The organism is Flammeovirga sp. MY04, from assembly GCF_001682195.2.
In the GTDB taxonomy this organism is placed as follows: domain Bacteria; phylum Bacteroidota; class Bacteroidia; order Cytophagales; family Flammeovirgaceae; genus Flammeovirga; species Flammeovirga yaeyamensis.
Genome location: NZ_CP003560.2, coordinates 2,835,356 through 2,860,652, shown reverse-complemented (window position 1 = coordinate 2,860,652; position 25,297 = coordinate 2,835,356). Strand labels below are relative to the sequence as shown.

At 35.7% G+C, this 25,297-nt stretch carries 15 protein-coding genes and 2 tRNA genes; 9 read left to right on the top strand and 8 right to left on the bottom strand.

The annotated features are described in order from the left end of the window. Positions 1-57: 57 nt before the first annotated feature. The 6 genes from MY04_RS11560 to MY04_RS11535 form a co-directional block, all read right to left on the bottom strand. Positions 58-714, bottom strand: coding sequence for a phosphatase PAP2 family protein (locus MY04_RS11560; RefSeq protein WP_169055530.1), 657 nt, complete (start codon positions 712-714; stop codon positions 58-60). Positions 715-772: 58 nt separating this feature from the next. Beyond that, positions 773-1,654: a diacylglycerol/lipid kinase family protein gene (locus tag MY04_RS11555; RefSeq protein WP_066209834.1), complete on the bottom strand. Its 882-nt coding sequence runs from the start codon at positions 1,652-1,654 to the stop codon at positions 773-775. Positions 1,655-1,840: 186 nt separating this feature from the next. Further along, positions 1,841-2,527 (bottom strand): phosphatase PAP2 family protein, encoded by a 687-nt coding sequence (locus MY04_RS11550; protein ID WP_066209832.1) that lies wholly within the window; start codon positions 2,525-2,527, stop codon positions 1,841-1,843. Beyond that, the gene (locus tag MY04_RS11545) at positions 2,502-4,196 is read right to left on the bottom strand and encodes an ArnT family glycosyltransferase (protein WP_084005855.1); all 1,695 of its coding nucleotides are present in this window, start codon (positions 4,194-4,196) and stop codon (positions 2,502-2,504) included. Before MY04_RS11545 ends, MY04_RS11550 begins: the two co-directional genes overlap by 26 nt. Positions 4,197-4,363: 167 nt before the next feature. Then, positions 4,364-4,438, bottom strand: a tRNA-Pro gene (locus MY04_RS11540). A 7-nt stretch (positions 4,439-4,445) separates the two neighbouring features. Next, a tRNA-Ser gene (locus MY04_RS11535) sits at positions 4,446-4,530 on the bottom strand. Positions 4,531-4,826: 296 nt separating this feature from the next. On the opposite strand from MY04_RS11535, the gene MY04_RS11530 reads away from it, so the two are divergent. Further along, positions 4,827-5,801 (top strand): vWA domain-containing protein, encoded by a 975-nt coding sequence (locus tag MY04_RS11530; RefSeq protein WP_066209830.1) that lies wholly within the window; start codon positions 4,827-4,829, stop codon positions 5,799-5,801. Positions 5,802-5,886: 85 nt separating this feature from the next. Here the strand turns inward: MY04_RS11530 and prmC are convergent, their stop codons facing one another. After that, complete coding sequence (prmC, locus tag MY04_RS11525) at positions 5,887-6,720, bottom strand: peptide chain release factor N(5)-glutamine methyltransferase (RefSeq protein ID WP_066209828.1); 834 nt, start codon at positions 6,718-6,720, stop codon at positions 5,887-5,889. Positions 6,721-6,903: 183 nt separating this feature from the next. On the opposite strand from prmC, the gene MY04_RS11520 reads away from it, so the two are divergent. Further along, on the top strand, positions 6,904-7,389 hold the full coding sequence (locus tag MY04_RS11520) for a hypothetical protein (RefSeq protein ID WP_066209827.1): 486 nt from the start codon (positions 6,904-6,906) through the stop codon (positions 7,387-7,389). 454 nt (positions 7,390-7,843) lie between these two features. Here MY04_RS11520 and MY04_RS11515 read toward each other — a convergent pair whose 3' ends face one another. Next, complete coding sequence (locus MY04_RS11515) at positions 7,844-9,145, bottom strand: Y-family DNA polymerase (RefSeq protein ID WP_066209825.1); 1,302 nt, start codon at positions 9,143-9,145, stop codon at positions 7,844-7,846. Between the two features lie 598 nt (positions 9,146-9,743). Here MY04_RS11515 and MY04_RS11510 point away from each other — a divergent pair. The 7 genes from MY04_RS11510 to MY04_RS11480 all read left to right on the top strand — a co-directional run bounded on the left by MY04_RS11510 (position 9,744) and on the right by MY04_RS11480 (position 25,254). Continuing rightward, positions 9,744-10,109 carry a hypothetical protein gene (locus tag MY04_RS11510; protein WP_066209823.1) on the top strand — a complete coding sequence of 122 codons (366 nt, stop codon included), beginning with the start codon at positions 9,744-9,746 and terminating at the stop codon, positions 10,107-10,109. 514 nt (positions 10,110-10,623) lie between these two features. Further along, positions 10,624-13,689, top strand: a complete 3,066-nt coding sequence (locus MY04_RS11505; RefSeq protein ID WP_084005854.1) for a SusC/RagA family TonB-linked outer membrane protein — start codon at positions 10,624-10,626, stop codon at positions 13,687-13,689. A gap of 25 nt (positions 13,690-13,714) precedes the next feature. Next, positions 13,715-15,331 (top strand): RagB/SusD family nutrient uptake outer membrane protein, encoded by a 1,617-nt coding sequence (locus MY04_RS11500; RefSeq protein ID WP_158297669.1) that lies wholly within the window; start codon positions 13,715-13,717, stop codon positions 15,329-15,331. 74 nt (positions 15,332-15,405) lie between these two features. Beyond that, positions 15,406-17,610, top strand: coding sequence for a beta-glucosidase (locus tag MY04_RS11495; protein ID WP_066209818.1), 2,205 nt, complete (start codon positions 15,406-15,408; stop codon positions 17,608-17,610). Between the two features lie 149 nt (positions 17,611-17,759). Further along, a complete protein-coding gene (locus tag MY04_RS11490) occupies positions 17,760-20,747 on the top strand; it encodes a two-component regulator propeller domain-containing protein (RefSeq protein ID WP_158297668.1) in 2,988 nt (995 codons plus the stop codon). Between the two features lie 425 nt (positions 20,748-21,172). Further along, the gene (locus MY04_RS11485) at positions 21,173-22,795 is read left to right on the top strand and encodes an MFS transporter (protein ID WP_066209813.1); all 1,623 of its coding nucleotides are present in this window, start codon (positions 21,173-21,175) and stop codon (positions 22,793-22,795) included. A gap of 23 nt (positions 22,796-22,818) precedes the next feature. After that, positions 22,819-25,254, top strand: a complete 2,436-nt coding sequence (locus MY04_RS11480; RefSeq protein ID WP_066209811.1) for a GH36-type glycosyl hydrolase domain-containing protein — start codon at positions 22,819-22,821, stop codon at positions 25,252-25,254. Positions 25,255-25,297: the final 43 nt, after the last annotated feature.

Genomic DNA, 25,297 nt, shown 5'->3' with positions numbered 1-25,297 from the left:
GGAGAATGCGTTATTGTTACTAACTACGTTTTTAACTTTTAATTTTTCACTTTTAATTTAAACCCACGGTTTAAGTCTTAGCCAATTCTTCTTCTTCGCAATAGTCCAAGACAACCAAACCGTCATTAAACCGACGATCGCACCCGCGGATACATCTACTAGGAAGTGTTGTGCTAGGTACATTCTTGAGATAGCGATGGTGATACCAAAACCTAATCCGATAAGAATACCTTTCCAATTAGGTAGCATTAGGATGAACATTCCTCCAACAACAAATGCCGTGGTGGTATGTCCCGATGGGAAAGTATCTATGGTGTGTAAATGATGCTCTAATATTTGATTAAAAGCATCTGTGCCATGTAAGCCGGCAGGGCGTAAGGCGAAGTCAGATCCTTTTAGTATTTGTTCTTTAACAAGATAAACGATAATGCCATGTATTGCTGAGGCCATGACTAACACCGTCCAATATTCTCTTTTTAGCCAAAGAAGGATAAACAATAAAGGGATAAGTACTAGGCCATCACCTAAGTGAGTGGCATAGGCAAAAAAGTTATTCCAGAAAGGAGTATTGATATCGTTAAACCAATGAACGCACCATGCTGTGGCGGTTTCATTTGTTACAATGGAGATGATAAATGGAATAAACATCGCCAAAGTGGAGTAAATGAGTAATTTTGATTCTTTGTCTTGCATCTGTAATTCTATTTTCCTCAAAGGTATTTATCTTTTTGATGATCTACTGTTAAATCACCTAAATCTTATCGTATATCGATTAATTATCGCTTACTCCGATGACTTTTATTTGGTCTTCTACTTTAAAAATAAGCGGGTATTCCCAAGTATCAGGCTCCCCATCTCGATGTCCGTTCACCAACTTTTCATCACTATTGATTTGAATCGATCGACCACTAAAAGTACGTACATCATTACTCTTATCAATGTTTTTAAGGAAAAGTCTAATTCCCCATACAGCTCCTTTGAGCAGATTTGGGGAAGGAAGGATCGTCATTTCCAATTGTTGATCGCCAACTTTGGCTTTTGGAGCAATGAATGCCTCGTTCCCATATTGAGCAGCATTCCCAACGGTCATCACAAAAGCCTTTTGCGTCCACTCTTCTTTTTGATCTAATTGAATACCATACGTCCCTGTTTGATAACTTCCGTACTCTTTGAAGATCGCTTTGATGTAGTTTTTCAATCCTCGACCACTCATTGTGGCGAAGACATGGGAAATGTGAGCATCGAATCCAACCCCAGCAGTACAGAAGAAATACTTTCCATTAATCGTAGGGGCATCTAAAGCCAAAATATGCTGTTTGATAATGCATTGAGCAGCTTTGCTCGTATTCATAGGGATCTTAAGATGTCTTGCTAAACCGTTTCCAGATCCATTGGGAATAATACCTAAAATACAGTTAGTACCGACTAAACCTGTGGCCACTTCGTTGACCGTGCCATCGCCTCCAACGGCAACGATAATATCGTTTTTATCACTTAAATCTTTAGAAAGTTCGGTCGCATGCCCTGCGTATTCGGTGTACACAATCTGAGCATCAAATTTATTTTCTTTTAAAATTGATGCACTTAACATCGCTGCCTTTTTAGCTTTTCCATTTCCTGATACAGGATTGGCAATTAAAACAACTTTCTTCATGGATCATGTTTGTGGTTCAGTTTACAAATGTGATAAAAAAACATCACAAAGTTAAATAACCTTGTGATGTTTAGAGACTGTAAGATTCATATGTCGATATGTGCTCGACTGGTAAGAAGTGAAAATTGATTTTTAGAGAAGAAAACCCCTAAAAAACATCTATATAATTAAATACTCGATTACAATTTATATTTTCTGAATAGTAGGTTGCTTAAATAGCGATGGAAGATCTTTCTTCCAAGGCTTCACTTTTAATAAATTATAGTTGTAGCAGATATGAAGACTTAGATAGACTGTAAATACACCTAAAATACTGCCGACAGCAACATCTAAAAAGAAGTGTTGCACTAAATACATTCTTGATATTCCTACGATAAACCCATAAATCATCCCAGCAGTAATACCTTTCCAATTGGGAAATAATAGAATGATCATAGCGCCTATAACAAAGCCTGTAGTAGTGTGTCCAGAAGGAAAACTATTGGCCATATGGAAATGCACATCGAGTACTTGATGAAAACTTTCTGCTCCAAATTTTCCTGCAGGTCTAAGGTTTAATGCATCTCCCGTGAAGACTACTTTTTTTAATAAAGCAACCAATATTCCGTGTAATGCCGCAGATATAACCAATACCGGCCAATACTCTTTTTTAACGAGCCAAACCAAGCCTAAAAGAGGAATTAAGAAGAGCCCATCACCTAAGTTGGTGATGTACTTAAAGAAATAATCTAGTTCAATAGAATGGTTGTCGTTTAATAGATGTACCATCCAAGCAGTTTGTCTTTCTTTGGTGACTAATGCAATGATTAATGGAATAAATAGCAGTAAAGTAGATACCCCAAGGATGTTATAGATTTTCTTTTTTGTTTCCATTTGTATCAGAAAGTTGAGATGTATTTAAGTCAATAATTAAAAATGTATCCAACGATTCTTTTCTTGTTTTGGCGTTTACAAACTCTGCGTTCATCGTCGTGATATGAAAAGATCCGTATTGCTTTACTATGCGAAAAGGGAGTTGCTTTTCCCTAAGCTCTTCTAAAAAATATTTGTTAGCATATACTAAGGGTCGCTTATCTATAGGTATATTTTTAAGCTGTTGAAGATCAATATTGATATGATGTTTAGCTTCTAGGTAAAATTGAAATAACCAACTATTTCCTACTTGATGTACTTCTCTACCTTTGTATTCTTTATTGATATATTTTGCCGCAGCTACACTGCCCTGATAAGTGAGCACATCTTTATAGAATACCTGATGTATGAAAGTTCCCATCACTAAGCTGCATACAACTCCCATAATCACCACTTTTTGATGCAGATTGGAAGTTATTCCAAGTTGAAAAAACAGTATACTGATACATAGAAGGGTACTTAATATCACCCCCCAGTAGTTTATTTCATCAAAATAGAAAGTGATAATTCCGATACATATCAATAAGAAAAGACCACAGTAGAGCTGTATACTTACTTTTGATAGTATGTCTATCCATTTCTTTTTTACTGTATATCGAATAACAGTTTGAGAGGTATGAATAGCTAAAAGGGGGAAGACGATATTGGTATAATGAGGAAGCTGAAATTTTGAAACAGAAAAGATGATGAAGATGATACCAAATCCGCATATTGTAACATACTCTTTCGCTATTTTTCCATTTTTGATTCTTTGATAAATCACTTCAAAAATACCAGCGTAGGCGATGAGTGCCCATGGAGCAAAGGCCCATAATAAAGTGTGTAAGAAAAAGAAGATATCTCCCTCTCCTTTGATAGGGCCGGAGTTGAAAAATCGTCCAAACTGACTATCCCAAAGGAAGAATTTAATTCCCGAAACATTGGTGGTGCCAAATACGATTTTCTCTGGGTGAGCATCAAATTGATAATAGAGAGCGAATAGTTCTGGCAGGGTGAATATCAAGGTGAAAAATAGGACTAATAGCCACCTCACATGTATAATATTTTTCCATTTCTTTTTTAAGATCAAATCACCCCAAACGGCAGAGTAGAGAATAATCAGTATAAAAACACCTTTTGTCATTACAGCAAAGGCAGAAAAAAGTGCTGCTGCGAATAAATGAAGGATGGTATTTTTATTCGAAAACTGATAGAGATGGTAAATGCCTCCCATAATTAATCCCATCAGAATGGCCTCTGCTCGTACATCGTTATTGGATAACATAATATGCAAAGCAGTACCTGTGATCAATACACTGTATTGAGCGACTGTTTTATTATAGAGCTTTTCGGCTAATCGATAGGTGTACCAAAGACCTACACAAAAGAAGATAAAGGAAGGGAGTTTGTAGGCAAAACTATTGATGCCGAAGATTTTCATGGAGATTGCACAGATCCAAAAGGGAAAGTGCGGCTTGTCCAACCAATCTTCCTCCCAAACGATTAAGTTGATAAAGTCGTTGGTGTTAACGATATGTTTCGCTATGCATGCATACAATGCAGAGTCAACGTCGAATATATCGTTGATAAGCCCTAAGAAATTAACGCTTAAGACTGCGAGTAATAGTATTAAAAAGTGTTTTTGCTTCAATTTATATCGTTTAGTTTTTATTTCCTGCTATGGTGTAAATGTAGGAGTCAACTTTTAACGATGGATGAAGAAGAAATGAAATAATCAAAAAAAGAAGGAGGGCAATATGAACGCAATAGAAATTCTTGGACATAAAAAAAGCGATCTTCTAATGAAGATCGCTCTTGTCGGGATGGCAGGATTCGAACCTGCGACCCCCTGGTCCCAAACCAGGTACACTAACCGGACTGTGCTACATCCCGAACGATGCGGAGAGTATGGGATTCGAACCCATGCATCGGTTTCCCGATGACGGTTTAGCAAACCGCTCCATTAACCACTCTGGCAACTCTCCATTAAACTTTTTGCTGCTTATTTCTAAGCCCCTTTTCGTTTAATGCGATGCAAATATGCACGGTGAATTCATCTTATCCAAATCAGAATCGGTAAAAAAGTGTTAATTAAATTTATGATTTATACATTATCCTCAAAATCAATAATAAAAACATTAAAAAAAATTACACTTTTACTTTGCATCAATAATTATTTTAAATTTGCTACTGTCTGAGTGAAATATTTCTGATAAATTAGTCGGATGGATCACTCAGGGATTCATATTTAATGAAAAACATAGATCATTAATTAACAAACATGTCGTTAACACGTAGTCTTGGAATAGTAGAGTTGTCTTTAATTGGTGTTTTTATTCTTTTCTACGGATTCTATCTTTTAAGAATAATAAATGCCAGAAAATCTTTCAGAGCGAAAGGTGGTGCTACTCTTTATAAATTAATTTTGAGAACGGTTTACTTCTCTTTATTTATCATTTCCTTATTGGGTCCCACTTTTGGTGAAATGAAAAAAGAAGTAAAAGCAGTAAGTAAAGATATCTACATCTGTGTCGATTTATCGAAGTCGATGGATGCCATAGATGTGAAACCATCTCGATTAGCAAAACTAAAATTTGAACTAAAGCAGATTGTTAAGTCATTTAATTCTGATCGTTTAGGATTAATTGTTTTTACCTCGGACGCTTTCTTGCAATGCCCGCTAACATACGACGGGAATGCATTGAATATGTTTATCGAAACCATGAGTACCTCGTTGATATCAAATACAGGTACCGATTTTGGTCCTCCTTTAGAAATGGCTATTCAAAAGCTGATGGATGCTGATGAAGGGTTGCCAACAGCCAAACAAGCCTCTAAAATCATCATTTTAATTAGTGATGGAGAAGATTATGGTAAAGACACAGGATCAGCAATCAGTCAGATTAAAGATCAAAATGTGAAATTGTTTACCATGGGCATCGGTACAAAATCAGGAAGTAAAATTCCGGCAGGGTACCGTTTTAAAAGAGATAAGATGGGGAACGATGTAGTCACTAAGCTAAACTCCGAATCATTGATTGATTTAGCCAATAGTACTGGCGGTAGTTACTTCGAAATTAGTGATGAACGTAATGATATTAATCGCTTGATTTCTTCTATAGGTAATATCCAAGGAGAATTAAAAAGCAGTAAAATGGCCGATGTAGGTGCTAATAAATTTTATTACTTTTTGATGGCAGGTTTATTACTTCTTGGGCTGGATGTTATGCTGGCGGTAAGAGTGATTAAAATATAAGACGCCTGTAGCGTAAAATAAAAGAGGGGTGTATTTTGGTCGTAAGCCAATTGCACCCCTCTTAGTATATACTATTTGATGTTGATTAGGACCAAATTCCTTCGACCATACGATCTTTCCCCTGAAAGTCTTTAGAGATGACTACATTATTAAATCCAGCGTCGATTAGCAACTGTGCAGTTTCTTTTCCAAACTGTTCGTTGATCTCGAAATACAGTGCTCCGCCTTTTTTTAGTTTTTCTGTAGCCAATAAAGTGATTCTCTTATAAAAAATTAATGGATTGTCGTCATCAACATACAGGGCTAATTCAGGTTCAAAATCCACCACGTTTTTATCCATAATTTCTTTTTCAGCATAAGTAACATAAGGAGGGTTACTCACGATCACATCCACATCAGAAAATTCTTCTAGAGCTGCGGTTAATATGTTGATTTCTAAAAACTTTGTTTTGCTCTCCAGCTCCTTTGCGTTTAATGTTGCTTTCTCGAGTGCTTTGGGGTTAACATCAATTCCGTAACATGTTATGTCACTTTCCAAATCTATTGTAATCGGAATACAGCCGGATCCTGTGCCAATATCAATTAAAACACCTTGTTGGTGTTTCTGAAGGATTTTATGCACCAATTCTTCAGTTTCAGATCTAGGGATGAGTGTATCTGGATTGAGATGAAATTTCCTGCCATAGAAATCGCCTCTCCCCACTAAATATTGAATAGGGTAATGCTTAGAGAGTTGTTCAATATCTTCATCAAGAGTTGTTGCCGATACATCTATAGTATTGCGGTCGAGCATCACATCGGTACGGTTTAGACCTAATCTCTCTTCAAGCCATAAATAGGCAATACTATTGGCTTCGTTTATATCGTATATTGATGATAAACGCTCCGCTATCGACTGTTGTATTTCTCTTGCTGTCATCTTTTAAAATTTATTGCAAAATTAGAAGATAATAAGAATCATCTTCAAAATTTCTCCTAATAGTATGAAATATCGCCCGAAAAGAATGATTTTTGCAACAATGTTTCTTTTGTGTGGTTCTATGTTTCGATATTAAGAACCATACATACAACTACCTCAACATTTGGATATACCTAATAAATAATGAAAATAAGAAAAAATGCCGCTCCTACGAAAGAGGCTATGATAGAAATGTCTATTAAATATATAGAAGATAAGGGAGAATGGTCACTTAGAAAATTAGCCAGCTATTGCGGTACAACTACCAAAGTATTTTATACTCGTTTTGAAGGAGAAGAAGGCTTAGTGGAGGCAATAATTAATTTTATTGGCAAGAAGAAAGCTCTTCAGTATAAAAGTTTAGAACAATCTATTCGTGCGTTTTATTTTTTCGAACAAGAGTTTTATAAAGAGAACAAGACCATTTTAGAGTTTTTATCAGCAAGAGGGAAAGGAGCCAATCCTTTTACTGAACATCTAAGAGAACCTTATCTAAATTTATTTAATGGAGATATCAATAAAGTAATTTTTGCAGGTACCGTAATGTTAGGAGTGCAAGCACTAATGTCTAAAGGTGTACCATTAGATCATGATGTGACTATTGGTTTTCTAGAAAAGGGTATTGAATAAAGGTTTATCCTGTTTTTTGGATTTGGGTAAATAGCTATAAAAAAGAAAAAGGTCGTGCTCATAGAGCAGGACCTTTAACAACTTAGCTAAAAACTAAAACCAATTAAAAATGAGATTTTTATAAATATCCTTCCACACAAGGTGAAAGTACGTTTTATGTCTGTTTCAATAACTAACCTATCTAACTCGATCAACGCCTTTTTTGTTCCACTTTTTGCCAAACATTAAAAGGTATTAACCTTATCTTTGATTAGTACATTACAAAAGTGAGAAAAATCCTATGAAAAACAATAAGATTCATTGAAAAAAATGTATTCATGTGATATTTAATTCATTTTTTAAGATTATCAAATAGTAATTTGCACTCTATAACCTATACATTTTTGTTTGTAAACTATTCTTAACACTTAATGAATAGGTTTCGTTTATTTACGATTGTTTAATCAATTTAAGATTATCTAACACTTAGAAAATCACCGATATGTGTAGTAAAATTAGGTGATTTATGCTCTTGTTTCATGTCGAACCCATTACGGTGTGCAATGCGTTGTGTACCGAACACTACAGTGTTTTTACCCATCTTGTTATTGAGTTTGTCTATAGTGGATAATAAGTTACTTCTCCGTGTAAGGTATTGGGAAGTACACGATGTTTCTAAAGAAAGTTGCCTTGAATAGTTGGGGCAGATGTCCATTACATAAATTCCAGCCTTTCTATAATTATGTCCTTTTCTATAAATATCTTTTAATAATGGCAAAAGTACCTTGATTAACGTGGCGGTGTCATCAGTAGGTATATCGAGTTTTGTTCCTTTGGACCCGTAATAGGGATTTTGTTCTCTATGTTTATCGGTACTTACAAATACAGACACTCGTTTGGTACAAGAATTTTGTTTTCTGAGTTTTTCGGCGACCATAGCAGCGAAACCTGCAACGATTTCTTTTAACCTTTTCCAATCACTTAGAGGTTTGGAAAAGGTTCTGGCTGTACCTATTCCTTTTTTCTTAGGGACATGTGCCACGAAGGAATTCATTCGAATGCCTTGAAGTTCCTTATAGATACGCCAAACAGGAGTGTGCCATTGCTTTTTGATTTTACCCTCGGGAAGGTCCATAAAACTACCAATTGTACGAATGTTGAACTCGTTTAACGATTTGGTGTGTTGCCTACCAACTCCCCAAAGTTCGTCCACAGGCCAATGGGCCATATATTTTTTGTCATTTTCGAAAGAAGTAAATTCACACACCCCATCAAAACGGTCGTCTTTTTTTGCGACATGATTGGCTAATTTTGCGAGAGTTTTGGTAGGGGCAATACCTATAGCTACAGGAATACCTGTTTCTCTCATGACTCTTTCTTTAATTATTTGTCCAATTTCTTCTGTACCTTCTGTCTGACTAAGGTCGAGAAAGGCTTCGTCTATAGAGTAGACTTCTATGGCATGGGCGTATTGTTTTAAAATACTCATTACTCTTTTAGAGAGGCTAGCATATAAAGCATAATTAGAAGAAAAAACAGCAACGTCGTGTTTGTGGATAATATTTTTTACTTTAAAAAATGGAGTACCCATTTTTAACCCTAGCTTTTTTGCTTCTTTGCTACCCGCAACTACACAGCCATCATTATTAGAGAGTACCACAACAGGTCGGTGTGCTAAATCTGGTCGAAATACTTTTTCGCAAGAAGCGTAGAAACTATTACAGTCTACTAGGGCATATTTTTTTTGTTGTCTACCAAAAATATCTTCTTTTCCCATTTTTTATTTATTGAAATATCAGAAAGTACAATTTATTTTATGCTCAAATTTAATAAAATGATCAAATAACAATCATATAAAGTTTAAATAGTTAACAAAATAATTATTTTATGAGTTCAATTCGACTTTTTTCCTCTCAAAAAGAAAAAAACATATTCTTAACATTCTTTTAACATATAAAAAGTAGGGGGGGAGAATAGTTAGGTGTATTAGATATGTAATGAGAGAATAAATCGCCTTAGTAATAAGGACGTAAAAATATTGATCCCCTTTCAGGAGGGAGTATCTAAAGACTATAGCAATGAGAAATAGTTAGTTTTTGGGTTGGAAAAGAGCTTTGATATTCGGAGCTCTTTTTTTTGTACCTCACTTTTAGGGTGATAGAAAAAAAATTATGTAACGATATACTAGATAAAGGTCTTATAAAGTTAATTAGATAGAAGTTTTTTAATAAAGGCTTTCATTTAAACAAGTAAAAACAAAACTGTCTTGTTAACACAAACAAATAAAGCGAACACAAACGAATGAGATGTAGTTTAAAATATTGTAAAGAGTCTGAAAAATTCACACAATCGTTGTTGCTTAAAATTATTGAACTATGAATATCTCATCATCATTCCTTGTAGAAGTTTTAAAAGAAAAGTTTCAAGAGTTTAGTGTTAATGCGGATCTTGTAGAAGGATTACGATTAGCTCAAGTTGCTCATGATGGTTTATCATACGATGATCAAAAAGATTTAAAAGACTTTATTGTGAATCAAAATATGCCGCACAGCGAAGCAATTATTGAAGCAATAGAAAAAAGAGTAACATTAAAAAGTAAACTTGTAGAGTTACAAAAAGAGTTGGATCGCCTTGTAGCCATTCAATTTGATAAAGATTTAAACTACAATGTTGAAAACGAAATTAATATGTATATGGACAGAATTATTCTGTTGGAAACATGTAATATTAATAACAACTAAGAGAAGTAATTATATTTCATATATATAGAAGCTTCATCACTCATTAATTAGAGTGATGAAGCTTTTTTTATTTGATTTTTTTCATCATCAAAATTTTATCAATTGATACTTTTTTTAATTCAATTGATATAAAATGTATTTTTTACGAATAAAAAGTGAATTGCAGTTTTAGTGTTAAGTCTCCTAAAATCAGTAATATAAAATAGAAATGTGTAATAAGTGTGTATTGGGAGTGTAAAAAAGTGACGTACATTTTGCGACATTTTTTTAAGATATTTTTGATACTTGCATATGCCGATTAGCTAACGACATGTTATTCAATCTAGGAAATGAAAATTTGAATTATGAAAATTTAGAAAACTATTACAACAACCTAATCTTGATAAAAACCATACTTTTTAATCTATATGCAACCCGTTGCATGAAACATATGGTTTTCAGCTGAGGGATAAAAAAACACTTTAAACCAAACGTCTCAGCTTTCAATTATTCAGAGTAACTAAAATTATTGGAGATGTTAAAAACAAAACAACGAATAAAACTGCATTGGTTTATGCCATTGCTAATGTTCATCTTGTTTAGCACGCAATTAAGTGCACAAGATAAAAAAATAGTAAAAGGTAAGGTGGTAGATACGGATGGAGTATCGCCTTTACCTGGTGTGAACGTATCAATTAAAGGAACTACTATAGGTACCATCACAGATTTTGATGGAAAATTTAGTATCGAGTTAAACAGTGGTCAAAATGTATTGTCTGTTTCGTTTATAGGATATAAAACGCAAGAAATTGAAGTGGGGGCTCGTACACAAGTAGATGTCACCATGCAAATAGACGAAAAAGAGCTAGAAGAAGTGGTGGTAGTCGGTTACGGTGTACAAAAAAAGAGTTTGATTACAGGATCAACAGCTAGTGTTGATACCGAATTATTACAAAACAGATCTTCTGGTACATTAACTGATGCTATGGCAGGTATCACACCGGGGGTGTCTTTAACGCCAAACTCTGGTATGCCAGGTTCGGATGCCAAGGTGAGAATTAGAGGAGCAGGATCGAATGGTAACTCAGAACCTCTTTATATTATTGATGGAGTAAAATCGGGTTCAATTGCAGACTTAGCTCCAGAGGATATCGAAAGCATTGAGGTACTAAAAGATGCCGCATCTGCAGCGATTTATGGTTCTGAAGGTGGTAATGGTGTAATCTTGGTGACTACTAAATCAGGAGCCAAAGGCGAGAGTAAAATCTCTTATAACTTTAGATATGGTATTCAGTCGGCAGACAAAAGAAACTTGCCGAAAACATTAAGTGCAGATCAATACATCCAATTCCAAAACGAGATGTTCCAAGGGAATTCAGGGTACACTCCTTTAACTTCTACAGGATACAATACGAATTGGTTAGAAGAAGTAGTGGAAAATGCACCAATTCAAAGTCACACTTTATCGATGCAAGGAGGAAATGATAAAACAACGTATTATACATCTCTAAACTACTACGAACAAGACGGTATAATTGGTGGAGATAAAGCCAGTTACGACAGGTTGAATGCTCGTTTTAACGTAAAGCATGAATTAAAACCTTGGGCAAGTATCTCTACCAATCTTACCTATTCAAGAGAGAATAGATCAGGACTAACAGATCAGGATGAGTATAGAGGTATTATCGCCTCATCTTTAACGCTTGAGCCGATGTTACCTATCGCTTTCGAGCCAGGGCAAGAAAATGCAAATACACAATTAGGGATCGAGAGTGGTTTCCCAATGTATAAAGATGAGCAGGGCAGATATTATTCTACTTCAAACCAAGGTTTATCTGAAGCAACCAACCCATTTGTTCAGCAAATTTTAGGAAATGGCGGTACGCAAAGAGATAAATTATTAGGGGTGATGGCTTTAGAAGTGAAACCATTTAAAAACTTATCGATTACTACTCGTCCATCCATCGATTGGAGTGGTGAAAGAGAGCACTTCTACGATATGCCTTTCTGGTCAGGATCAGATAATAACAGTAATACGCTAAGAGTAACTGATAACAATACGTACTATCATCAATGGATGTGGGAGAACTTTGCCACTTATGATCAAACATTTGGCGATCACACTATCCAAGCAACAGTGGGTATGTCGGCTCAGCAATCCTTCTTAAGAACACTAACATCAGCTTCTGGTCCGATGAACGTAAACAATCCATTGTACAATGAGCATGCTTATACAGGTCAGTCGAATAACGACTTGAACGCATTTACAGATGAGAACAAGATGGTATCTTACTTTGGTCGTGTTTCTTACGATTACAAGAATAGATATATGTTTACGGCAACACTTCGTAACGATATTACTTCTACGGCGATGGTACCATACAATAACATATCGGGTGTCTTCCCTTCATTCTCGGCAGGTTGGAATATCTCAAACGAAGAATTCTTCCCGAAAGACTTTGTGATTGACTACTTGAAACTTCGTGGATCGTGGGGACAAAATGGTAGTATCAAATCTATTCCTGGTCGCTTCTTGTATAAACCATCTATTGTATCGGAAAATATCAATATAGTTGTTCCAGGTAATGAATTAATGTTCGGATCGGAGCCATCGGTATTATCCAACCCAGATTTAACATGGGAAACATCAGATCAAACCAACATTGGTATCGATTTAAATGCATTTGATGGTAAAGTATCCTTTGGTATTGATTGGTATAGAAAAATCACAAAAGATCTTTTGGCAGTAGCACAGGTACCAGCAACTGTAGGTAACTGGGCACCAAATACCAACTTAGGTGATATCGAAAATACAGGTGTGGAGATTGTAATTGGATACAATAACCACGATAACGAATTCAAGTATGGATTCAACCTGAATATGGCCACATTGAAAAATAAAGTAATCAAGGTAAATGACCCGGCTCCATTTATCGCAGGGGCTGAGATTGGTCCAGGTTGGAAACAAGCAACTGTATTCCAAGAAGGGTATCCAATGTGGTATTTCCGTGGATATAAAAGTGAAGGAGTAAATTCTGAAACGGGAGAACCAATCTTAGCAGATTTAGACGGTGATGGAGAGATCACAGAAGCAGATAAAACTTACTTAGGTGATCCTCATCCAGACATTACTTATGGCGGTCAGATCTTCGCTTCTTATAAAGGATTTGATTTGAATATCGTAATGCAAGGTCAGGCAGGTGCTCAAGCAGTAATTGGTTGGTACAGACCAGACCGTTTAAAAACAAATACATTAGTGCATTACTACGAAAACCGTTGGACACCAGACAACAAAGGTGCATCGCTTCCAAGTCCAACAACAGATTCTAATTATTACCAGTCTGATTTCTTAGTACATGATGCTAATTTCTTTAGAATCAAGCAGATTCAGTTAGGTTATAGCTTTAAGAAATCATTCGTAGAGAAACTTTACTTAAGTAATCTTAGACTGTATGTTTCAATGGACGATTACTTCACTTTCACGAATTATATAGGTATGGATCCTATTGCAGGTAATAATGATGCCAATGCACTAGGTATTGATAAAGGGGTGTATCCAACACCTCGTAAAATGATGTTCGGTTTGAATGTAGCATTCTAATGTAGGAACTAAAATGAAATTAACAATGAAAATGATATTCAGAAATATATGGGTTTTCTTTTTCTGCCTCATGCTTGGTACCTCTTGTACTAAAGATTGGGTGCAAATTGAACAACCTGGAGCAGTAAAGGTAGAGGATTTCTACAAGACAGATGAGCAATGTCTACAGGCATTGGTGGCAGTATATGCACAGTTACAAAGACAATATGCCTCTACGGACTATGTAAGCCCTCGTTTATTGAAGGCAATTCCATCAGATATGATCAATGCAGGTGGTGGTGATAATGGTGATCAGGCTTGGTTACAACAAATCAACTTGTACACAAATAGTGAGTCTACACCAAACGTAAGAGATGTTTGGAGAGCGTATTACTTTACAATCTACAGAGCCAATTTGATTATAGAATTAGTTGAGCCTGTTGGGGAAAGAGAAGCGATTGTGGGGGAAGCTTATGCAATGAGAGCGTATTTGTATTTTGAACTTACTAATATGTTTAAGAATGTTCCTTTAATATTAAAAGAACAAGCGAGAAGCGAGTATAATGTAGAAAAGAGTACGCAGGAAGAAGTCTATGCTCAAATCAAATTAGATTTGGAACAGGCAATCACAATGCTTCCAGAAGAGCAACCGGAAAAGTGGAGAATTGGAAGAGGATTCGCTCAAACATTGTTAGCAAAAACATATATCTACAGAGATGAAAACTACCAAGAAGCTTTCGATTTATTGAATGAGGTAATTAATTCAGGACACTATTCTTTAGTGCAGAATTTTGATGATGCACTACATGTGGATGGAGAATGGAGTGATGAGTCGTTATTTGAGTTAGGTTTTAGATCAAATAACCCTTACGGTAACGGTTTCCCTTGGAATCCGGATATCGCAGAAAGTAATATCAATATGGTATTATGTGGACCAAGAGACTTTGTTGGTGGACATACGATCAACAGAGGTGGATGGGGTTTCCAAAATCCAACAGAATGGATCTATAATTTATTCGATCCTAGCGACCCAAGAAGAGATCAAAGTGTAATTTCTTGGGAAGACTTTAAAAATACGTATTACGAGCCAGGAGGAATTTATGAAGAGTATATCGCTTCTAAAGGTCCTGGATACGAGCCTGTAGCCTCTGATTCTGTTCGTTGGAAAGGGTTAGAAACAAAGAACTGGCAAATCGAAGGGTATTTAAGAATGAAGTACGATGCACGTACTACAGAGAGAGCTGAGCCAGATTGGGAATATTCGGCAGGTACTAACGAGAGAATTATGAGATATCCTGAAGTGCTATTGTTGGCAGCCGAAGCTAAAGTGAAGTTGGGGCAAGGTGGAGATGCTGCAAAATACATCAATGAACTTCGCCAAAGAGCTGGGTATACTTCTTTAGTTTCTAATGTTACAATGGATGATATCGAATACGAAAGAATTGCAGAATTGTCGTTCGAAGGACATCGTTGGTTTGATTTACGTCGATGGGGTAAACTAGAACAAGTTTTAACGGCTTTCTCAGAGTTTGAAAATCAAAAAGTGGAAGACGGAGAATTAAATTCTGATCCTAGAACATTCAAACCGAGAAACGCTTACTTGCCACTTCCAATAGAGGAATTATCAAGTAATCCGAACTTAAAGCAAAATGAAGGCTGGTAGCAGGGCAGATAGATGAACAATCGGGGGAGAGTAATTGCTCTCCCTCTTTTTTAATATGAAATGTTTTTTTGATAATGAGAAAGATAAACCTAATTAATGCGTGTTTGCTCTTCGTATTTTGTTTTTCTGGGCATATTACCCTAACCGCCCAAGAAAGTGATGCAATTGAAGATGAAATAAATCAAATAATAGCTCAATTAACATTAGAGGAGAAAGTAGCTATGTGTCATGCACAGTCGAAGTTTTCTTCTAAAGGCGTTCCTCGATTAGGAATTCCTGAACTATGGATGTCGGATGGTCCGCATGGCGTAAGGGCAGAAGTCAATTGGGATGATTGGGGGTATTCGATGTGGACGAACGATTCGATAACAGCATTTCCTGCTTTAACGGCTTTAGCCTCTACTTTTAGTAAAGGTCTATCTTATGAATATGGAAAGGCCATTGGAGAGGAAGCAAGATATAGAAACAAAGATGTGTTATTAGGGCCAGGAGTAAATATTTACAGAACGCCATTGAACGGTAGAAATTTTGAATACATGGGTGAAGATCCCTACTTAGCCTCAGAATTGGTAGTTCCTTACATTAAAGGGGTGCAAGAAAATGGTGTCGCTGCCTGTGTAAAACATTTTGTGGTAAACAATCAGGAATTATGGAGGGATCATATTAATGTAGAAGTAAGTGATCGGGCATTAAACGAAATCTATTTCCCCGCATTTAAAGCAGCTGTTGAAGAAGGGAATGTATGGTCAGTAATGAGTGCTTACAATCAGTTAAGAGGACAATATTGTTCTCATAACGAATTTTTAGTGAACGAGGTATTAAAGAAGAAATGGAATTTTGATGGTGTATTAATAACGGATTGGGGTGCTGCTCACGATAGCAAGCAGGCCGCTTTGTATGGTTTAGATATAGAGATGGGAACAGGTACGAATGGTTTAACTTATTCTGAGGTAAATCATTACGAGAACTACTACATGGCAGGGCCTATGAAGGAATTGGTAAGAAAAGGTGAGGTACCTGAGGAAGTGGTAGACGAAAAAGTAAGACGTATTTTAAGATTGATGTACCGAACAACATTGGATAAAACAAGACCTTTTGGAAGTGTAAATTCTAAGGAGCATCAAATGGTGGCTCGAAGAGTGGCAGCTGAGGGAATTGTGTTGTTGAAGAATGAAGGAAAGTTGTTGCCATTGGATATCAATAAAAAACAAAAGATTGCAGTTATTGGAGAAAATGCCACTAGAATGATGACGAAAGGAGGAGGATCATCAGAACTAAAACCAAAATATGAAATATCACCTTTAGAGGGGTTGAAGAATAGATTACCTGATCATGAAATTACTTATGCGATGGGGTATTCTTCAGGTAGAGCTCAATATGGAAAAGTATTGCCTCCAGCTTTTGATCAGGAGGAGTTGAAGAAGGAGGCACTGGAAACAGTAAAAGATGCTGATGTTGTTATTTTTTATGGAGGATTGAATAAGAATCATGAGCAAGACTGTGAAGGAGGCGACCGACTGAGCTATAAACTTCCTTTTGGACAAGAGGACCTTATTAACGACTTAGCTAAAGTAAATAAAAATATAGTTGTAGTTCTTATCAGTGGAAACGCTGTGGAGATGCAATGGGAGAAAAATGCGAGAGCAGTGCTTCAGGGATGGTATTTAGGTAGTGAAGGAGGAAACGCATTGGCAGACGTTATTGTCGGAGATGTAAATCCATCAGGGAAATTACCTTTTACTTTCCCTATGAAATTGGAAGACAATTCCGCTCATCATTTTGGAGAAATGTCTTATCCAGGTGATAGTATTAATCAGGAATATAAAGACGATATTCTTGTGGGATACAGATGGCATGATACAAAGAAAATTAAGCCAAAATATGCATTTGGATACGGTTTATCCTACACCGACTTTTTGATAATGAACGTGACATTAAACAAGAAAACGTTCAACCGACAAGAGACAATAATCGCTTCTTGCGATGTAAAGAATATTGGAGAGTTGGAAGGAAAAGAAGTCGTTCAGTTTTATGTGGAAAAGGTGAAGTCGAAAGTCATGAGAGCTAAAAAAGAGCTGAAAGCTTTCGGTAAAGTGGAGTTGAAAAAAGGAGAAACCCAAGAAGTGAAAGGAGAGGTGGATGTACTCAGCTTGAGATATTATGATGAAGAAATGAAAGATTGGGTATTAGAACCTGGAGATTACCTGCTTCATGTAGGGAATTCTTCTGATAATATTAGAAAATCAATTAAGTTTTCAATAGTGGAACAGATAGAATAAATTATCGAAATTCAAGTTTATAGTAAACACTTTCCGGTTTTTAATTGGGAAGTGTTTTTTATAAGTGAAAAATTTACAGTGGATTAATAGACTTAAATGGTATTATTTTCGAAATTAGAGACGAAGAAATGGAAACTAGAACTAACACAATGATTAAACTTGTAAAAACCTATTCATTAACTGTACTAATACTCATAAATTCTATATCATTTGCACAGCATACTCAACGATTGCAATTTGAGCATATTGGTAAAAAAAGTAAGTTATCTACGGCATCTGTTACATCAATTCTTCAGGATTCTAAAGGTTTCGTTTGGTTTGGTACGCACAGCGGTTTATTTCGATTTGATGGCTACGATGTAAAGCTTTTCGAACGGCAAACCGATAAAAGTTTAGGACCAAGCGAAAATATGATTACTTCTATGTGTGAGGACCATAGTGGGAAAATATGGATTGGCCTATTAAATAATGGATTAAGTATCTATGATCCCGAAACCAATACTTTTAGTCATTTAGCTGGAGGAAGCGAAGAGCAAAATATCCCAAACAGTTCTTCTGTATTTAAGATAATAGAAGACAAGCAAAACCAAATATGGATAGGAACTGATAACGGCTTCTCGATCTTAAATGAAGATAGAAGTGATTATCAAAAAATCTTTCCAGAGGTGTACAATAACACTGATCACCACGATGGGAATATATTTGATATTGTCGAAGATGAATGGAATAGAGTATGGATAGCAACAGGAAATCGTACGCTTACGGTCTTCAATAAAATCAATAAAAAATATCAACAAATAGAATATACAGATCTTACCTTATCTAATTTTGAAGATAACGATAAGAAGAATCTATGCATATTTCAGGACACTTTACTGTATATCGGGAGTAATAACGGAGGGTTATCAGAATATAATTTACTAACAGGAAAATACACCACTTATCTTGCCGGGAATGGAAATAAAGGACCGTCGAGCAATAATATTAGAGATATAATCCAAGTAGATAACGAGCTATGGGTAGCTACAGATGGTAAAGGTCTCAATATTTTTGATGTAAAAAATAAAACCTTCAAGGCATACACTCAAGATTCAAATCTAGAGGAATCCTTAAATTCCGATGTACTTTGGTCGCTGTACAGGGACAGACAGAAAAATGTTTGGTTAGGAACTTACTTGGAAGGGGTAGAAAAGTACGATTCTCAGAAAAACTTCTTTAGGAGGGTAAGCGCCAACACCTGTAATCCACAATCGTTGCCGAACAAACCTATTTTAAGTATTTATAAAGATACAAAAGGGAGAAAATGGGTAGGAACGGATTGGGGCGGTTTGCATCAAATGACGGAAAATGAGGATGTATTTATTCATTATGATGAAAAAGGAAATGAAATTTTCGACAGTGAATCCCAAGAAGTATGTAAATCGATAGCAGAAGATAAATATGGAAACTTACTCATTGGTACGTATAGTCAAGGGCTAAATGTTTTTGATATTCAGAATAACAAAGTGAGGAATATCAAAAATAATGAAGAGAAGTCGGAGCTACCTATCAATCATGTTTGGTCAATACTTACCGACCAATCAAAAAATACTTGGATCGCCACTTTGGGGGGAGGTATTGCAAAATATGACCCTGATAAATATCAAATAGAATCTATTCCACTAAAGTATCATCAATCGGCCCAAAAGCACATCTATAATATTTTCGAAGATTCTAAACGAAACATATGGTTTTGTACAGATGGAGGTGTGGTGGTATATAATTCAGTAAATGATACTTGGGACTATACCTTGATGGAAGACTTAATCGCAGAAAACCGTGGTTTTAGTTATGTGAGGGCGGTTGTTGAGGATAATTTTAGAAGAATATGGATTGCCACAACAGGAGGATTATTGATGTACAAGCCAGAAACAAAGTCATTTAGAGTATTTGATAGTAAAGACAATATTCCTGAACTCCCATTATTAGATCTGACTATTGATAGTAGAGGAAACTTGATCTTCATTTCGAAGAAATATATCTCGAAAATGTTTTTGGATACTTTTAAAGTGGTCAGTAATTATGTTGACAATAACTCTTTTAATTATGGAGCGATTATTCATATTGATAAAGATGAAATTGGTATTGGAGGGACAAAAGGGATCACTTATTTCAATCCGGATAATCTAAAAGAAAATGAAGACGTACCGCCAGTGTATATCACAGATATAGAAGTATTGGACAATGAAGCATCTTCCAACAACAAAAACAAATTGCATATAGAGTCGATTTCGAAAAAGAAAAGTATTGTATTGGATAAAGATCAATCGACTATCAATATAAAATTTAGCTGTATTAATTATTCAGAGACAGAGCGAAATAAGTACACCTATAAGTTAGAAGGATTAGATAAAGATTGGAGTCCTGTTTCTGACGCTAGGGTAGCGACTTACAGTAATCTTCCTCCGGGGGAATATACTTTTAAGGTAAAAGCAGCCAATAATCATAATGTATGGAATAAGGAAGGAGCAGAAGTAGAACTGATTGTAAAAGCCCCTTATTGGCAAACAGTCTGGTTTAAGATGGTGCTATTCTTATTGTCTTTGGTATTCCTTTATTTCTTGCAAAAAAACCGAGCTTCTTATATCCGAAAGCAATATATAGTGGATAAAATGAAAGCGGAAAGAGAAAAAGTAGAGGTTCAGAATCAGCAATTGGAATTGGAGTTAAAGAAAACGAAATCAGAACTGGAGAACATCACTTTAAATCATCTGCATAAAAACCAAAGTATTCAGCAGCTGCAGACTCGTTTGGTAGAAATCTCCAGTGACATGAGCACAACAGATAGAAGAAAAGTAAAGACTTTGGTAAAAGAGCTCAATAAGGATTCTGAAAACCAAGAATACTGGGATACATTCGAGCATCAGTTTAATAAATCTCACGATAACTTTTTGGAGAGAATGCAAGAGGAGTTCCCAGAGTTAAGTAAGCGCGAACTTAGAATATGTGCTTATTTAAGAATGGACTTAGCGAATCAAGAAATAGCTACTTTAATGAATGTTAGTGTTCGAACATTGGAGACTGCCCGCTATAGAATTAGAAAAAAGATGGGGATTCAGAATAGGAAATCCTTAACGAAGATAATTTCCAGGTATTGAAAATGGCTCAGTAATAAATTAAATTCCTGGAAAGATTATAGAGAGTACAAGCAATTGTGCTCTCTTTTTTTTTAAGTGATAGATTTAGCAATTAATTCAAAAAAAATATCAAGAAAATAAGGGGAATGTAAAAAGGAAACAATAGGATAAACAGAAGTAGAAAAAATTAAATCTAAATCAAAGTATTTAATATCGTTATTTCTTTTACGACATCAACTCAGAATAATACTACATTTTTTCATCTTTCGTAAATAAATCGTCGATTCTGTTGAATAAACAAAGATTTCATCTCTACATTGCAATACGTTTTTGAGAGAACAAGACATCTAAACAACGAATAAATTAGCTATTCTAAAACCAAACTATTGGATGCTCAAAAACGGATTTTTAAGAAATGAAAGTATGGAGTGAAGTATAAACTGATAATGCAAAGTAAGTTAACAATAAAAGAAAAAATTGGGTATGCTTTAGGAGATGGGGCAGCAAACATTGCATGGAGAGGTGTGGCCACCTTTCTATTAATATTTTATACCGATGTTTTTGGTTTTGCACCCGCTGTAGTAGGCGTACTAATGCTTGTCGCTAGATTTAGTGATGGTATTAGTGATATTCTTATGGGTGTAGTTGGAGATCGAACAAAGTCTAAGTATGGCAAATTCAGGCCTTGGATTTTGTGGACTGCCTTTCCTTTAGGAATCATCCTAGCACTTTTATTTACTACTCCAGATTTATCGGAGAATGGTAAGCTTATCTATGCTTATGTTACCTATATATTGTTCACTTTAATCTACACAGCTAATAATATTCCTTATGGTGCTTTAATGGCAGTAATGACGGGAGACGATAGAGAAAGAACAAGTATAGGATCTTTTAGAATGGTCGGAGCATTTGCGGGAGGGATGATTGTACAAGGGGCTTTACTGTATTTAGTAATGTCTTTCGGAAGTATAAATCCGGAGATGCAATTGGTAAGATTAAGTGACGAGACGTACAAGTTGAATATTGTTTCTACAGAAACTGTAGAAAATGCTTTACTAAAGACAGAAGATGGTATTGCTCAATTTAAACTAGCTGATAATAAAGAAGACATACCAACAGAGAGCAAGAGTTTCTCGATGGTGGAAGGAGAAGAATATCATCTGATTGTGTATGGAGTGAAAAACTTAGGTAAGGAAGATGTAGTACTTATCAATCAGAAAAAAGGATATAGCTATTCGATTTATGTAATGTCACTGTTTTTATCACTTTTTATGTTGATCACTTTTGCTTCGACCAAAGAAAGAGTGGTTCCAGATAAAAAGCAAAAGACCAACCTTAAACAGGATTTAAAAGATCTTATTCACAATAAGCCGTGGTTAGTGTTACTTTCTATCGGGTTGTTGTTCAATATCTATAATTCCATTAAACAAGGAATAGTGGTGATTTATTTTACTCACTTTCTGAAAGATCAATTGTTAGCCTCTTCTTATATGGTTGGGTTAACATTGGCCTCTATTGTAGGTGCAATGATGACTTCTTTCTTAAGTGACCGATTTGGGAAAAAGAAACTTTTTATCGCAGCACTAATTCTATCTGGAATTGTCAACGCATTAATCTACTTCTGTACGAAAACAGATGTGATTGGAATATTTATTCTAGGAATTATTTCTGAGTTGGCAGCAGCAATATTCCCAACATTGTTCTTTACAATGCTCGGAGATGCAGCAGATTATTCCGAATATAAAAATGGTAGAAGAGCGACAGGATTAGTGTATTCGGCAGGGTCTTTTGCCACAAAGTTTGGTGGAGGTATCGCCGCGAGTATCATAGGTATTGTTTTGGGGATGTATCATTACGATGGTCAAAATCAAGTAGCTATTGAGGAAGCGGTTCCTGGAATTATTATGCTGATGAGTTGGGTTCCTGCAGTAATTGCCCTTATTGCAGCACTTTTGATGGTTTACTATCCTCTTAATGATCAAAAATTAAGAGAAATCACCTTGGAACTTCAGGAAAAAAGGAATGGAATCGATCGCTCAGAGATGTTAGAAGATAAAGCAATTATTTAAGAAAAAATTAAACGATAAATAAAATGAAATACGGATTTTTTGATGATGAAGCAAAGGAATATGTGATACAAGATCCTAAGACGCCTTTTCCATGGATTAACTATCTAGGAAACGACGATTTCTTCTCACTAATTTCGAATACAGCAGGAGGATATTCATTTTATAAAGATGCTAAGTTTAGAAGGCTAAATAGGTACAGATACAATAATGTACCTATGGATAATGGAGGACGATATTTTTATATCAATGATGGAGAATCGATATGGTCTCCGGGATGGAAGCCGGTAAAAACAGCTTTAGAAGAATACGAATGTAGACATGGGTTGAGCTACACAAAAATAAAAGGCAAAAAGAACAATTTGTCGGCAGAGGTGACCTTTTTTGTTCCACTTGGTAGTTGGGTTGAGATACAAAAAATGGTATTAAAAAATAATGGAGACCAAGCCAAAAGTTTCAAACTGTTTTCCTATAACGAATGGTGTTTGTGGAATGCAGAAGACGATCAAAATAACTTGCAAAGAAATCTATCAACAGGGGAGATAGAGATCAAGGATTCTACAATTTATCATAAAACAGAGTATAAAGAGAGAAGAAATCACTTCGCTTTTTATCATGTGAATGATTCCATCGATGGTTACGATACAGATAGAGAATCATTTGTAGGCCTATACAACGAGTTATCATCGCCTGAAGTAGTAGTTAGTGGCGAAGCGTCTAATTCAGAAGCACATGGATGGTCTCCAATAGCCTCTCATTATAAAGAAATTACGCTTCAGCCGGGAGAGCAAAAAGAGTTGATTTTCTTATTGGGTTATGTGGAGAATGAAGAAGATAAGAAATGGGAAAGCAAAGGTGTTATCAACAAAGAAAAGTCGGACCAACTTATTGAGAAGTTCAATACAGTGGAAAAAGTGGATCAGGCATTTAAAGAACTTGCAGCTTATTGGGATAACTTATTATCGGTGATTTCTATTGATCATGATGACGATAAGTTAAGCAGAATGGTGAATATCTGGAACCAATATCAATGTATGGTTACCTTTAATATGTCGAGATCTGCTTCTTTCTTTGAAGTGGGTATCGGTAGAGGTATGGGCTTTAGAGATTCTAATCAGGATTTGATAGGGTTTGTACATCAAGTGCCGGAAAAAGCAAGACAACGTATTATTGATATTGCTTCCACTCAATTCCCAGACGGTAGCTGTTATCATCAGTACCAACCGTTAACCAAAAGAGGTAATGACGCCATCGGAGGTGGATTTAATGATGACCCAATGTGGTTGATATTGGGAACAATTAGCTACATCAAAGAGTCGGGGGATTTTACAATTCTAGATGAAATGGTGCCATTTGATAATGACCCATCCCTTGCACAAACACTCTTTGATCATTTAAGAATATCTTTTGATCATGTTATCAATAATTTAGGACCAAACGGACTTCCATTAATTGGTAGAGCCGATTGGAATGATTGCCTGAATTTGAATTGCTTCTCGAATGATCCTAATGAGTCTTTCCAAACAACAGAAAACAATACTGAAGGCTCCAAAGCAGAATCTTTGATGATAGCAGGTTTATTTGTGGTCTATGGAAACGATTATGTGGAATTGTGTGAGGTACTTGGTAAAGAAGAGGAAGTAGAAAGAGCGAAAGGACATGTAGCTAAGATGAAGGAAGCAGTGAAGCAAAAAGGTTGGGATGGAGAATGGTTCTTAAGAGCGTACGATTTCTATGGTAATAAAGTAGGATCTGATGAAAACGAGGAAGGGAAAATCTTTATTGAATCTCAGGGATGGTGTTCTATGGCCGAAATTGGCCTTGAAGAAGGTTTGGTGAAAAAGTCGTTGGATAGTGTGAAAGAACGATTGGACACTCCTTATGGTATTGTGTTGAACAATCCTGCATTTACGGAATATAAAATAGAATACGGCGAGATATCTACGTATCCGAAAGGTTATAAGGAAAATGCAGGTATTTTCTGTCACAATAATCCTTGGATTATGATTGCCGAAACTAAAATTGGTAGAGGTAATCAGGCTTGGGATTATTATAAGAAAATTAGCCCAGCGTATTTAGAAGACATCCAGAAATTACACAAAGTAGAACCTTATGTGTATTGTCAGATGATTGCAGGGAAAGATGCATATATACCTGGGGAAGGGAAAAACTCTTGGTTATCAGGAACAGCTGCTTGGAACTTTTATGCAGTAGTTCACTATATCTTAGGTATCCAGCCAGATTATTATGGTTTAAGAGTAGATCCATGTATTCCATCAGATTGGAAAGAATATACAGTAAATAGAAAATTTAGAGGAAGTGATTATGAAATCACAATAAAAAATCCGAATCAAATTGAAAAAGGTCATGTGACTTTATCAGTAAACGGAGAAGAAATAGTTGGAAACTTAATTCCATTCAAACAGGGCAGAAAGTACAAGGTTATTGCAACTATCAGTTAAAGGACAAACATTGTAAGAGGATTACTTATTCTATTTCAATGGT

Excerpts from the sequence above, each read along its gene's own strand:
- MY04_RS11515 (WP_066209825.1), bottom strand. The coding sequence starts at position 9,145 with ATGGGAAAAGAAGATATTTTTGGTAGACAACAAAAAAAATATGCCCTA.
- MY04_RS11510 (WP_066209823.1), top strand. The coding sequence starts at position 9,744 with ATGAATATCTCATCATCATTCCTTGTAGAAGTTTTAAAAGAAAAGTTT.
- MY04_RS11490 (WP_158297668.1), top strand. The coding sequence starts at position 17,760 with ATGATTAAACTTGTAAAAACCTATTCATTAACTGTACTAATACTCATA.
- MY04_RS11495 (WP_066209818.1), top strand. The coding sequence starts at position 15,406 with ATGAGAAAGATAAACCTAATTAATGCGTGTTTGCTCTTCGTATTTTGT.
- MY04_RS11550 (WP_066209832.1), bottom strand. The coding sequence starts at position 2,527 with ATGGAAACAAAAAAGAAAATCTATAACATCCTTGGGGTATCTACTTTA.
- MY04_RS11555 (WP_066209834.1), bottom strand. The coding sequence starts at position 1,654 with ATGAAGAAAGTTGTTTTAATTGCCAATCCTGTATCAGGAAATGGAAAA.
- MY04_RS11520 (WP_066209827.1), top strand. The coding sequence starts at position 6,904 with ATGAAAATAAGAAAAAATGCCGCTCCTACGAAAGAGGCTATGATAGAA.
- prmC (WP_066209828.1), bottom strand. The coding sequence starts at position 6,720 with ATGACAGCAAGAGAAATACAACAGTCGATAGCGGAGCGTTTATCATCA.
- MY04_RS11530 (WP_066209830.1), top strand. The coding sequence starts at position 4,827 with ATGTCGTTAACACGTAGTCTTGGAATAGTAGAGTTGTCTTTAATTGGT.
- MY04_RS11480 (WP_066209811.1), top strand. The coding sequence starts at position 22,819 with ATGAAATACGGATTTTTTGATGATGAAGCAAAGGAATATGTGATACAA.
- MY04_RS11505 (WP_084005854.1), top strand. The coding sequence starts at position 10,624 with ATGTTAAAAACAAAACAACGAATAAAACTGCATTGGTTTATGCCATTG.
- MY04_RS11500 (WP_158297669.1), top strand. The coding sequence starts at position 13,715 with ATGAAAATGATATTCAGAAATATATGGGTTTTCTTTTTCTGCCTCATG.
- MY04_RS11485 (WP_066209813.1), top strand. The coding sequence starts at position 21,173 with ATGCAAAGTAAGTTAACAATAAAAGAAAAAATTGGGTATGCTTTAGGA.